Source organism: Kosakonia sp. PSU_27, assembly GCF_039409795.1.
GTDB lineage: Bacteria > Pseudomonadota > Gammaproteobacteria > Enterobacterales > Enterobacteriaceae > Kosakonia.
In genome coordinates, this window is sequence record NZ_JBCIVK010000004.1 from 372,450 (window position 1) to 385,627 (window position 13,178).

The window sequence follows — 13,178 nt, forward strand, 5'->3', positions numbered from 1 at the left end:
CATTAGTTACTATTTCGTTTCTGGATGTAAGAACTTTGTTATAAGCAGCGTCAACTTTCCGAGCAGCGCATGTCGTTCCAGCGCGTACGGATACAATCTTCTCCTCGAACACCCATTTGCATGGTTCTCCGTAGTTAAAAAATGGCTGCGGGATAGACAGCAAGCCAGCACCGCGGCAAAGCGCTAACAGGCACCGTTCACTTTTCATTAATTCAGTTGCGTTATTATTTCATCAAAGCGGCTTTGCGTAAGAAAATGTAACGCGCTGATATCAATCTGGATTCATCGACAGAACGCAAATCTTGTACGGATTTGCGATTGCAATAATGGGGAAAAGTACCAGTCAGGTTCGTTTGAACTGCACGTTGCCCATGGCAAATGCGTAATCCCTTACAGGGAAGCAGGCTCACACACTCAGCGGAGTTCTCATCTGCAGGCACGGTTATTGATACGTAATTATTTACAAGTCATAGTCTTGCCCTCGCCCTTCAACGAAGCGCTTGTCTGGAAAAGCGGGCTTTTTTTTATGTCGCACAGGGAATGGACATCCGGGAACGGGGGGAGAGAACGGCCTGTTTGCATCCCGCAAAAAATAAAACCCGGTTTCCCGGGTTTTATCGCTAATTATCAGCGTTGTCAGTCGTACGCTTTCAGCGTGCGCTGGCAGAGCGCGGAGCGTACGCAGTCGTCTTTATTAAAGCGTACAACGCCAATCATCTCGTCTTCCTCAAAACGTGCCAGCGCGTCGCTCAAGCCCGATTTCACACCGGATGGCAGGTCACACTGGGTAATATCACCGTTGACAATAACGGTCACGTTCTCCCCGAGGCGCGTTAAAAACATTTTCATTTGCGCAGCCGTGACATTCTGAGCCTCGTCGAGAATGACCACCGCATTTTCAAAGGTACGTCCGCGCATATAGGCGAACGGCGCGATTTCCACCTTACCGATCTCTGGTCGCAGGCAGTATTGCATAAAGGACGCCCCCAGGCGTTTCAACAGCACGTCGTAAACGGGCCGGAAATAGGGAGCGAACTTCTCCGAAATATCACCGGGTAAGAAGCCGAGATCTTCGTCGGCCTGCAGAACCGGTCGGGTTACAATAATCCTGTCCACGTCCTTATGGATCAGGGCTTCCGCCGCTTTCGCCGCGCTGATCCACGTTTTCCCGCAGCCGGCTTCACCGGTTGCAAAGATCAGTTGTTTACTCTCGATAGCATTCAGGTAGTGCGCCTGAGCTTCATTGCGCGCTGCAATTGGGGAAGTATCACGGCTGTCCCGCGCCATGCCAATTGCTTCTACGCCACTCATCTGCACAAGCGAGGTGACCGACTCTTCTTCACGTTGTTTATGGCTGCGTGAATCACGTCTCAGCACGCGTTTCGCTTCACGACGAGCTTTGATCACTGCTTTTTGTCTTCCCATGGATAGCACCTTGAGTTGTTGGTTTACATCACACACGTCGCTATCGACGCGATTATGCGCACAAACGTCTGAGGGTTGGCTTCCTTGTAAGCCATGACTTGCCTTTGAAAATGACGTGCCAACGCGACGAACAGCATCGCCTGTCACATCGTCAACATCAGGAATGAAAAAGAAGGAGGAAAATTCAGGGGTGAAGAAGTCGCTGCCGGAGGTCGCACCGCCGTGCCGGGTTTTGCGTGGTCTTTTTGTCTGTCCGCTACTGGACTTTACCATCCGCGATCTCCAGAAAAACTTCATCACCGCAGGGGATAACGCTCTCACTAATTACATCAAATCTTAGCATCATTGCAACATTATTTTTACCTAACTATAACGTGCATGACCTCTGCGTCGTTGAACAGAGTCTCGGTTATAAATATTACAGAAAGATAACAGATACTTTCTCATACGAAAAAATGATATCTGGATGGCAGAAAAAGTATGTCAGGATGCAACAGATGACAGATTATCCTGCCCGGTGGCGGGCAGGATAGGATCTTCACGCTTCGAGCAGAGATTGCGCCAGATAGCGATTTGCCGCTTGTACGCCGGGCAATACAAAGAAGTAACCGCCGCCAATCGGACGAATGTACTCTTCCAGCGCCTCGCCGTTCAGACGTTTTTGCACCGTCAGAAAGCCTTTTTCCAGATCGTGCTGATAACAGACGAACAACAGCCCCATATCCAGCTGGCCGGAGTTGGTCACGCCGAGCGAGTAACTATAACCACGCCGCATCATCAGGCTGGATTGGGTCTCTTTCGTTCGCGGGTTCGCCAGGCGAATATGGCTGTCGAGAGCAATGACATCACCGTCTGGATCGCTGGCATAATCCGGAACGTCATGCTCATTCTTCATGCCCAGCGGCGCACCGGAATGCTTATCGCGCCCGAAAATGGTTTGCTGCTCTTTCAACGGTGTGCGATCCCAGAACTCCACGTGGAACTGGATAATACGCACCGCCTGGTAACTGCCGCCCACCGCCCACGCCGGTTCGCCCTGCTCTTCCGTCACCCACACCACCTCGTTCATCAGCGCATTATCGCGGCTGTCCGGATTGGCGGTGCCATCTTTAAAGCCCAGCAGGTTAACCGGCGTCTCTTTGCCTTTGCTGCGCGCCGCATGGTCAGAGATAAACCCTTCCCTTTTCCAGCGCACGCTGAGTAAATCCGGCGTGTGTTTGATGATGTCACGCAGTGCGTGAATCACCGTGTCCTGTGTGTTGGCGCAAATCTGGATCAGCAAATCGCCGTGACACAGCGCCGCGTCGAGCGAATCGTTAGGGAAACGCGTCATCTTTTGCAGCTTTTTCGGCATCTGCTCGCGCAAACCAAAACGGTTATCGAACAGCGATTCGCCCACTGAAACCGTCATCGTCAGGTTATCCGGCGCGATATAAGCGCCGAGAATACCGGAGTCCATTGGCGGTAAGCGTGGGTTCGTTGTCTCCGGAGCCGGGCCGCCGGAGGTCAGAAACGTGATGCGCTGCGTCAATAAGCGGAACAGCCGTTCGAGATCGGCTTTATCAGCAGCCAGCACATCAAACGCCACCAGCATCATTGACGCCTGTTGCGGCGTCAAAATACCGGCCTGATGCACGCCCAGGAAAGGCTGCTTCTCCATCCGCGCATCCGGCGAAAGCGTCCCCGGTGCGCTCTTAGGTGTTACCGCATGCGCCACCGGGCATCCGCCAGCCAGCGCAAGCGCGCCGCCCAGCGCGCCCATACTTTTTAATAAACGGCGCCGGGAAGGTTCGCTGACGTCGTTGTTATCCTCTTGCTTCATGGTATTAGTCCAGCCCCAGCACGCCGCGCAGCTGCGCCAGATCTTCCGCCAGTGTGGTGATCGGCCCTTTCAGCGCATTGCGGTCGGCGTCGGTCAGCTTATCGTAAGTCTCATACCCATCTTTAGTGCGGTATTTCGCAAGGATGGTATCCACTTTGTTGAAGTTGGCATCGACTTTCGCCAGCAGTTCGGCGTTATCTTTCTGCAATTGCGGACGCAGCAAATCGACGATTTTCTGTGCGCCATCGACGTTAGCCTGGAAGTCCCACAAGTCCGTGTGGCTGTAGCGATCTTCTTCACCGCTGATTTTGCTGGCGGCCACTTCTTCAATCAGGCCAGCGGCACCGCCAACCACTTTAGAAGGAGGGAATGCCAGCTCATTAATGCGCGTTTGCAAATCAACCACATCGGAGTAGAGCTGATCGGCATATTTGTCCATCTCTTTGGTGCTGTTGTCGCCAAACAGGGCTTTTTCCAGACGGTGGAAACCGGTGAATTTCGGATCGGCGGCTTTATGCTCGTAATCATCTTCACGGGCATCAATGCTGCCATCGAGATCGGAGAAAAGCTCAGCAATCGGTTCAATACGCTCGTAGTGCTGGCGCGTCGGCGCGTACAGCGCTTTCGCTTTTTCAATATCGCCCGCTTTCACCGCCTCGGTGAACGCTTTGGTGCCGGAAACCAGCTGCGCCGTTTCAGCAACCACATACGCTTTATACGCGGTAATGGCTCCGCTCAGGCTCAGCAGCGCGTCACCTTTTGCCGCATCGGCTGTTGCCGCGCCTTTCACCACCAGCTTACCTTTCGGGTTGGTTAACAAACCGCAGGTCATCTCATACTCGCCCGGCTGCAGGTTGGCGGTTAGCTTCTGGCTAAAACCTGGCGCGATATTTTCACGCTCTTCAACCACCATCACGCCTTTGAGGATCTCCCACTCGAGCGCTTTCTGGCTGTGGTTGAGAATAATAAACTGCGTTTTACCCGCGTTCACCGTCAGGTTCATCGGCTCACACTGCTTGTCCGTAACCGTGACTTTCACCTGCGGAATATCCGCGGCATGCACCGCAAAAGCACTGGAGATGAATGCCGCCATCCCGGCCTGTAATGCACTACGACGAAAATGAATTGCCATGCCCTTTCCCTTAATTAGTATGTTGTAACTATAAAGCGATTACGGTGCCGCCCGTGAAGGCTGCGTACCCGCGCGAGGCGGTAAAACAAACATCACCAGCGCCGGGATCAGATAGATAAAGTAGACCACCACTTCGCTGACGCTTGGCGTTTCCTGGTAACCAAAAATCCCTTCCAGCAGCGTGCCGGTGAGGGAATGCGTGGTGAGCACATTACTGAAATCGAAGGCCACATCCTGGAAGTGGTTCCATAATCCCGCTTCGTGAAAAGCGCGGATCGCCCCGGCGGCAAGCCCGGCCGCGACAAAGAGAATAAACAGGCTGGTCCATTTGAAAAACGCGCCAAGATTCAGACGCACGCCGCCCCAGTAAAGCAAGAAACCGAGCACCACCGCCGTAGCCAGCCCCAGCACCGCGCCCAGCGGTGGCCAGACGCCAACATCCTGCTGGAACGCCGCCAGCAGAAAGAACACCGATTCCAGCCCTTCGCGCGCCACGGCGAAAAAGACCATCAGGATCAGCGCCCAGCCGTGGTTATGACTGCGCGCCAGCGCGCTGTCGACCGCCTGTTCCAGTTGCACTTTGACGTTGCGCGACACTTTGCGCATCCAGAACACCATCCAGGTGAGGATCACCACGGCGATCGCCGCGACAATGCCTTCAAACAGCTCCTGCTCTTTTTGCGGGAACTCGCCGGTGGTTTCATTAATCGCGATACCCAGCCCAAGGCAGAGTGCGGCGGCAAGAAAAACACCAATCCACATCACGCTTATCCAGCGTCCGCGCTGGGTACGTTTCAGATAACTGGCAATCAGGCTGACGATCAGCGCCGCTTCGAGGCCTTCACGTAACATAATCAAAAATGGAACAAACATGGAGGAAACCCCTAGTGTCATGCGCGGTCAACGGTTGCAAAGAAAAGTAAATTGCATTGATAGTGATTATCATTACGGCGCAAGGAAACTCAAGCGAAAAATGTTGAGAATGATAACTGGATGTAACCGCGTAGCAGGCTAACCATGCGGTTTTTGCGTTATGCGGAAGCGGTTGAAATAAAGCAAAAACATAGCTTACAAATCTTTAACTTTGTATTTACCCCACTTCAGCGCTGTGGCTAAATAAACGCCCCGTTTCGTTTACCTGCAAAATTAAAGACATGACTAACTTTTTCCATTTTTTGCTGGCGCTGGTGGTGATCCTCGCGCTGGCCTGGCTGGTGAGTTTCGACCGCCGACACATTCGTTTTCGCTTCATCCTGCAATTAATTGTTATTGAACTGGCGCTGGCGTGGTTTTTCCTGCACGCGCAAAGCGGGTTAACGCTGATTAAATACGTTTCCGGCTTCTTTGAAGCGCTGCTGAAATTCGCGGGCGAAGGCACCAGCTTTGTCTTCGGCGGGATGAGCGGGAAAGGGCTGGCCTTTATCTTCCTCGGCGTGCTGTGCCCTATCGTCTTTATTTCCGCGCTGATCGGCATTTTGCAGCACTGGCGCATTCTGCCCATCTTTATTCGTTTGATAGGCACATTGCTGTCAAAACTGAACGGCATGGGCAAACTGGAGTCGTTTAACGCCGTCAGCTCGCTGATCCTCGGCCAGTCGGAAAACTTTATTGCTTATAAAGGCATCCTCGCCGATCTCTCCTCGCGCCGCATGTTCACCATGGCAGCAACGGCGATGTCGACGGTGTCGTTGTCGATTGTCGGCGCGTATATGACCATGCTGGATGCAAAATATGTGGTTGCCGCGCTGATCCTCAATATGTTCAGCACCTTTATTGTGCTGTCGGTAATTAACCCGACGCGCCCGGAAGCGGAAGCCGAGGTCAAGCTGGAAAAGCTCCACGAATCGCAAAGCTTCTTTGAGATGCTCGGTGAGTACATCCTCGCGGGTTTCAAAGTGGCGATGATTATTCTGGCGATGCTGATTGGCTTTATTGCGCTGATTAGCGCCATTAATGCCCTCTTCTCTGCCTTGTTCGGTATCAGCTTCCAGCAAATCCTCGGTTATGTGTTTTACCCGCTGGCATGGCTGATTGGCATCCCGCTGAGCGATGCGCTGCACGCGGGTAGCATTATGGCGACCAAGCTGGTGGCGAACGAATTTGTGGCGATGATTGAGCTGCAAAAAATCGCCGCGCAGATGACGCCGCGCGGGCTGGGTATTCTTTCCGTGTTCCTGGTATCGTTCGCCAACTTTGCCTCGATCGGCATTGTGGCGGGGGCAATTAAAGGGTTAAACGAGCAACAGGGGAATGCAGTTTCCCGCTTTGGTTTGCGCTTAGTGTACGGCGCAACGCTGGTGAGTTTGCTTTCGGCGGCTTTCGCAGGCGCGGTGTTGTAATTTACTGGCCCACTTCGCGTAAGTGGGCCATAACATCAGAATTGCACACAGACAGGCTGATCGACACGCATCACCGATTCCTGGGCAAAGCGTGATTTGTAGATATCACGCAGCGCATCGATTTTCGCATCACTTTGCGCGTCCACACTGTGGATCAGCATCAGCGCCTTGCTTGGCTCCTTCGACACCTTCCCGTTGCTACCCAGCCACTGTCCCTGCGCATCAAATGTGGTCAACCCATCGCGAAAACGCGGCGTGACATCGTTATCCACATACTGCTGCCACTCCTGCGCGGTAATCGCTTTGCCGCCCTGGCGGGTTAAGCCGTAATAGAGCGTGGTTTGCTGCATCTGGTTTTCAGCCTTGCAGGTTTGTGCTACCGCCCCCGGTTGTTTTGCCGCCGGCGAAACGCAACCCGCCAGTAAACCTGCCATCACCAGTGCAGTGAACCCTGTCGTTAACTTCATATCGCTATCCTCATTGTTATTTGTTGTGAGATAACAGCGTAATTACAATTATTTATCAATAAAAAAACCCGCCGCAGCGGGTTTTTCATAAGAGATAATTTATTCAGCCTGTAAACGCGATGGCGGCGCAGAGCGGTAGTGCGCATCTGCCTCGGCAAAGCGCTGCTGCATCTGCGCGGACGGCGCTTTGCCCAGCAGGCTAAACACTACAATGCCGATACTGCCGAAAACGAAGCCCGGAATGATTTCATACAGATCCAGCCAGGCGTAGTGTTTCCAGACAATCACCGTCACCGCACCGATGATCATCCCGGCCAGCGCACCGTTACGCGTCATGCGTGACCACATGACCGAGAACAGCACCACCGGGCCAAACGCCGCCCCGAAGCCCGCCCAGGCGTAGCTCACCAGGCCGAGCACGCGGTTTTCCGGATTCGCCGCCAGCGCAATCGCCACCAGCGCCACCAGCAACACCATCGCGCGCCCTACCCATACCAGCTCGCGCTGGCTCGCGCCTTTACGCAAAAACGCTTTGTAGAAATCTTCGGTAATCGCGCTCGAGCACACCAGCAACTGGCAGCTCAGCGTCGACATCACCGCGGCGAGGATCGCCGACAACAGCACCCCGGCAATCCACGGGTTGAACAGAACCTGCGCCAGTTCGATAAATACGCGCTCGGCATTCTGGTTAACGGCTCCCGCCACAGACGGATGCTCATTAAAATAAGCGATGCCGAAGAAGCCCACAGCGACCGCGCCCGCCAGGCACAGGATCATCCACGTCATACTGATGCGACGCGCATGGACAATGGTGTGATGGGAATCCGCCGCCATAAAACGCGCCAGAATATGCGGCTGGCCGAAATAACCCAGTCCCCAGCCCATCAGCGAGACGATGGCGACAAAATTCAGGCCTTTCAGCATATCGACGTTTTCAATGCTTTTTTGCTTGATCACGTCCAGCGAATCACCAAAACCGCCAACGGAAATAATGACAATCACCGGCGTCAGGATCAGCGCGAAAATCATCAGGCTGGCCTGCACCGTATCGGTCCAGCTGATCGCCAGGAAGCCGCCAATAAAGGTGTAAATGATCGTCGCAGCGGCACCAGCCCACAGGGCGGTTTCGTAACTCATACCGAAGGTGCTTTCAAACAGACGCGCGCCGGCAACAATACCGGAAGCACAATAGATGGTGAAAAACACCAGAATCACCACCGCCGAGATAATCCGCAGCAGGCGGCTGTTATCTTCAAAACGGCCGGTGAAGTAGTCCGGCAAGGTCAGCGCGTTATTGTTCACCTCGGTGTGGACACGCAAACGTCCGGCCACCAGTTTCCAGTTAATCCACGCGCCCAGCGTCAGGCCAATGGCGATCCAGCTTTCAGAGATCCCCGAAATAAAAATCGCGCCCGGCAGCCCCATCAGCAGCCAGCCACTCATATCCGATGCTCCCGCCGAGAGCGCAGTAACCAGCGGCCCAAGGCTGCGGCCCCCCAGAATATAGTCATCGAAGTTTTTCGTCGAACGCCAGGCGACGAAACCGATAAGTATCATGCCAAAGATATAAACAAGAAAAGTCACCAGCATTGGTGTGCTCATTGCCATTAAAAAGTCTCCAGGATTCTTCGTCGGCAAAGACTATTTGCCGCTTTTTTCCAGCGCCGGAACGGGGCGATGGGGCGTTTAGATTATTTGAAGCGCCCGTATCCTGCCGGATGCCTCACTTATTCACAATTGATTTAACACAGCATTTACATCAAATTCATCCCGACTCTGATAGCAATTTCCTATAGGTTGCACTCTGTCACACTTTCAAAGGTTGCACCTTTAAAAAGTGTTATCTGCCGCATAAAACCTGCTTTGCCAGCGAATTGTTCAGCGCCTTTAGCAATAACCAGCCGTTAACATCTCATTCATTTTCTACCTTGCCAGCCAGGTCACATTTAACAAGGTTGCACAAAGTTGCAACATGATGGATATTTCAGCCTGAACCGCAAAACAACGTAAAAAACAGGAGCAAAGCATGGGCACCACCACCATGGGGGTCAAGCTTGATGACGCAACACGCGAAAGGATCAAAGCCGCCGCGGCGACTATCGACCGCACACCGCACTGGCTGATTAAACAAGCCATCTTCAATTTTCTGGAAAAACTGGAAAACAACGAAGGCCTGCCGGAACTGGCGACCGCATCCGCCACCGCGCAGGAAGACGAAAGTGCCGTTGTGGTTGATGACAGCCACCAGCCGTTTCTCGATTTTGCCGAGCAGATCCTGCCGCAGTCAGTTTCCCGCGCCGCGATCACCGGCGCATGGCGCTGGGCGGAAACTGATGCGGTACCGATGTTGCTGGAACAAGCCCGCCTGCCGCAACCGGTGGCGGAAAATGCCCATAAGCTGGCTTATCAGCTAGCGGAAAAACTGCGTAACCAGAAAACCGCCTCCGGCCGCGCTGGCATGGTGCAAAGCCTGTTACAGGAGTTTTCCCTCTCCTCGCAGGAAGGCGTGGCGCTCATGTGTCTGGCCGAAGCGTTACTGCGTATTCCCGACAAAGCCACCCGCGATGCGCTGATCCGCGACAAAATCAGCAACGGTAACTGGCAGTCACACATTGGGCGCAGCCCGTCGCTGTTCGTCAATGCCGCCACCTGGGGGCTGCTGTTTACTGGCCGTCTGGTCTCCACGCACAACGAAGCCAATCTCTCGCATTCGCTGAATCGTATTATTGGCAAAAGCGGTGAGCCGCTGATCCGCAAAGGCGTGGATATGGCGATGCGCCTGATGGGCGAACAGTTCGTCACCGGCGAAACGATCGCCGAAGCGCTGGCCAACGCGCGCAAGCTGGAAGAGAAAGGTTTCCGTTACTCCTACGACATGCTCGGCGAAGCGGCACTCACCGCAGCCGATGCGCAAGCGTATATGGTGTCGTACCAGCAGGCGATCCACGCTATTGGCAAAGCCTCCAACGGGCGCGGCATTTATGAAGGGCCAGGGATTTCCATCAAGTTATCTGCCCTGCACCCGCGCTACAGCCGTGCGCAATACGACCGTGTGATGGATGAACTCTATCCGCGCCTGAAATCCCTCACCTTGCTGGCACGCCAGTATGACATCGGCATTAATATTGACGCCGAAGAGGCCGATCGTCTGGAAATTTCCCTCGATCTGCTGGAAAAACTCTGTTTCGAGCCGGAACTGGCAGGCTGGAACGGCATCGGTTTTGTTATTCAGGCCTACCAGAAGCGCTGCCCGTTTGTGATTGATTATCTTGTGGATCTGGCGACACGCAGCCGTCGCCGTCTGATGATCCGCCTGGTAAAAGGCGCTTACTGGGACAGCGAAATCAAGCGCGCGCAAATGGAAGGGCTGGAAGGCTACCCGGTTTATACCCGCAAGGTATACACCGATGTTTCATACCTCGCCTGCGCGAAAAAATTACTCGCGGTGCCGAACCTGATCTATCCGCAGTTCGCTACTCACAATGCCCATACGCTGGCAGCTATTTACCAGCTTGCCGGGCAAAACTACTATCCGGGCCAGTACGAATTCCAGTGCCTGCACGGCATGGGCGAACCGTTGTATGAGCAAGTCGTAGGGAAAGTGGCCGATGGCAAACTGAACCGCCCGTGCCGCATTTATGCGCCGGTCGGCACCCACGAAACACTGCTGGCGTATCTGGTGCGCCGCCTGCTGGAAAACGGCGCGAATACCTCGTTCGTCAACCGCATCGCCGACAACACGCTGCCGCTGGACGCGCTGGTTGCCGATCCGGTGAGCGAAGTGGAAAAGATCGCCGCCCAGGAAGGCCAGGTCGGTTTACCGCACCCGAAAATCGCCCTGCCCCGCGCACTGTATGGCGAAGGACGAATCAATGCCGCTGGCCTCGATCTGGCGAACGAACACCGTCTGGCCTCGCTCTCCTCCTCGCTGCTCGCCAGCGCGGCGCAGAAATGGTACGCCCGCCCGACGCTGGAACAGGTGGTCATGGACGGCGAACCCGTCGCGGTCATTAACCCTGCTGAACCGAAAGACACCGTTGGTTATGTGGTGGAAGCCAGCGAAGCGCAGGTTAATCAGGCGCTGGAAAACGCCGTTAATCACGCGCCAATCTGGTTTGCCACACCGCCGCAGGAGCGCGCCGCCATTCTTCAGCGCGCCGCGGTGCTGATGGAAGACCAAATGCAGTCGCTGATTGGCATTCTGGTGCGTGAAGCGGGTAAAACCTTCAGCAACGCCATTGCCGAAGTGCGCGAAGCGGTCGATTTCCTGCGCTACTACGCAGGCCAGGTCAGTGCGGATTTCGATAATGAAACGCACCGTCCGCTGGGGCCGGTAGTCTGTATCAGCCCGTGGAACTTCCCGCTGGCGATTTTCACCGGCCAGATTGCCGCAGCGTTAGCGGCGGGCAACAGCGTGCTGGCAAAACCTGCCGAACAGACTCCGCTGATTGCCGCTCAGGGCGTGGCTATTCTGCTGGAAGCCGGTGTTCCGGCGGGGGTTTTACAGTTATTGCCAGGGCGTGGCGAAACCGTAGGCGCGCAGCTGACCGCCGATCCGCGCGTGCGTGGCGTGATGTTTACCGGCTCCACCGACGTGGCGACGCTGCTGCAACGCAGTATCGCCACGCGTCTTGATGCCCAGGGTCGCCCGACGCCGCTTATCGCTGAAACCGGCGGGATGAACGCGATGATTGTCGACTCCTCCGCGCTTACCGAACAGGTGGTTATCGATGTGCTGGCCTCCGCGTTTGATAGCGCAGGCCAGCGCTGTTCAGCCCTGCGCGTGCTCTGCTTACAGGATGACATTGCCGATCACACGCTGACCATGCTGCGCGGCGCGATGGCGGAGTGTCGCATGGGTAACCCAGGCCGACTGACCACCGATATCGGCCCGGTGATCGATGCCGACGCGAAAGCGAATATCGAGAAACATATTCAGGCCATGCAGGCCAAAGGGCGCAAGGTGTACCAGGCAGTGCGTGAAAACAGTGAAGATGCGCGTGAATGGCGCACCGGCACCTTTGTCGCGCCAACGCTGATTGAACTGGAGAGCTTTGACGAGCTGAAAAAAGAGGTCTTCGGCCCGGTGCTGCACGTTGTTCGTTATCACCGTAACCAGTTGGATCAGTTAATCGCGCAGATTAACGCCTCCGGCTATGGCCTGACGCTCGGCGTTCATACCCGTATCGATGAAACCATTGCCCAGGTCACCGGCAATGCCCATGTCGGTAACCTGTATGTGAACCGCAATATGGTGGGCGCTGTGGTAGGTGTGCAGCCATTTGGCGGTGAAGGGTTGTCCGGCACCGGGCCGAAAGCTGGCGGGCCGCTCTATCTTTACCGCCTGTTAGGCAGCCGACCGGAAAACGCAGTGCAGAAAACGCTGGCCCGTCACGACGCGCAGCATCCGCTGGATGCGCAGCTGAAAGCATCACTCTTGCAGCCGCTGGAAGCATTACGCGCATGGGCAAAAGATCGTCCGGCGCTGCAACAGCTCTGCGCGCATTATGGCGAGCTGGCGCAAACCGGAACACAACGCCTGCTGCAAGGCCCGACGGGTGAACGCAACAGCTGGACGCTGGTACCGCGCGAGCGGGTGCTCTGCATGGCGGATAACGAGCAGGACGCGCTGGTGCAACTGGCGGCGGTCATCGCCTGCGGCAGTCAACTGCTGTGGCCGGACGATACGCTGCACCGCGATATGGCAAAACAGTTGCCGGAAAGCGTCAGCAAGCGTATCCAGTTTGCCAAAGCCGATGCGTTGATGGCGCAGACGTTTGATGCGGTGATTTTCCATGGTGACTCCGACCAACTGGTGGCGCTGTGCGAAAACGTCGCCGCACGAAATGGCGCTATTGTGTCGGTTCAGGGCTTTGCACGCGGTGAAACCAACATCCTGCTCGAACGTCTGTGGGTGGAACGCTCGTTGAGCGTCAACACTGCCGCTGCCGGTGGCAACGCCAGCCTGATGACGATTGGCTGAAGCAGAGTAA

Annotated in this window: 8 protein-coding genes; 2 read left to right on the plus strand and 6 right to left on the minus strand. The window is 55.1% G+C overall.

Features of this window, described 5'->3' with window-relative positions:
* Positions 1-636: 636 nt before the first annotated feature.
* From phoH to efeU, 4 genes are all read right to left on the minus strand, one after another.
* Positions 637-1,425 (minus strand): phosphate starvation-inducible protein PhoH, encoded by a 789-nt coding sequence (gene phoH, locus AAIG26_RS11935; protein WP_017456289.1) that lies wholly within the window; start codon positions 1,423-1,425, stop codon positions 637-639.
* Between the two features lie 538 nt (positions 1,426-1,963).
* Positions 1,964-3,247 carry an iron uptake transporter deferrochelatase/peroxidase subunit gene (gene efeB, locus AAIG26_RS11940; protein WP_020457324.1) on the minus strand — a complete coding sequence of 428 codons (1,284 nt, stop codon included), beginning with the start codon at positions 3,245-3,247 and terminating at the stop codon, positions 1,964-1,966.
* Positions 3,248-3,251: 4 nt separating this feature from the next.
* On the minus strand, positions 3,252-4,379 hold the full coding sequence (gene efeO, locus AAIG26_RS11945) for an iron uptake system protein EfeO (protein WP_343179895.1): 1,128 nt from the start codon (positions 4,377-4,379) through the stop codon (positions 3,252-3,254).
* A 39-nt stretch (positions 4,380-4,418) separates the two neighbouring features.
* On the minus strand, positions 4,419-5,252 hold the full coding sequence (gene efeU / locus AAIG26_RS11950; protein ID WP_020457322.1) for an iron uptake transporter permease EfeU: 834 nt from the start codon (positions 5,250-5,252) through the stop codon (positions 4,419-4,421).
* Between the two features lie 281 nt (positions 5,253-5,533).
* Between efeU and AAIG26_RS11955 the strand changes: the two genes are divergently transcribed.
* On the plus strand, positions 5,534-6,718 hold the full coding sequence (locus tag AAIG26_RS11955) for a nucleoside transporter C-terminal domain-containing protein (protein ID WP_343179897.1): 1,185 nt from the start codon (positions 5,534-5,536) through the stop codon (positions 6,716-6,718).
* A 35-nt stretch (positions 6,719-6,753) separates the two neighbouring features.
* Here AAIG26_RS11955 and AAIG26_RS11960 read toward each other — a convergent pair whose 3' ends face one another.
* Together AAIG26_RS11960 and putP are read right to left on the minus strand one after the other, a co-directional pair.
* Positions 6,754-7,185: a DUF3574 domain-containing protein gene (locus tag AAIG26_RS11960; protein WP_343179898.1), complete on the minus strand. Its 432-nt coding sequence runs from the start codon at positions 7,183-7,185 to the stop codon at positions 6,754-6,756.
* A 99-nt stretch (positions 7,186-7,284) separates the two neighbouring features.
* Entirely contained in the window at positions 7,285-8,793 is a 1,509-nt protein-coding gene (gene putP / locus AAIG26_RS11965) for a sodium/proline symporter PutP (protein ID WP_044489611.1), read from the minus strand.
* A 418-nt stretch (positions 8,794-9,211) separates the two neighbouring features.
* Between putP and putA the strand changes: the two genes are divergently transcribed.
* Complete coding sequence (gene putA, locus AAIG26_RS11970; RefSeq protein ID WP_343179899.1) at positions 9,212-13,168, plus strand: trifunctional transcriptional regulator/proline dehydrogenase/L-glutamate gamma-semialdehyde dehydrogenase; 3,957 nt, start codon at positions 9,212-9,214, stop codon at positions 13,166-13,168.
* Positions 13,169-13,178: the final 10 nt, after the last annotated feature.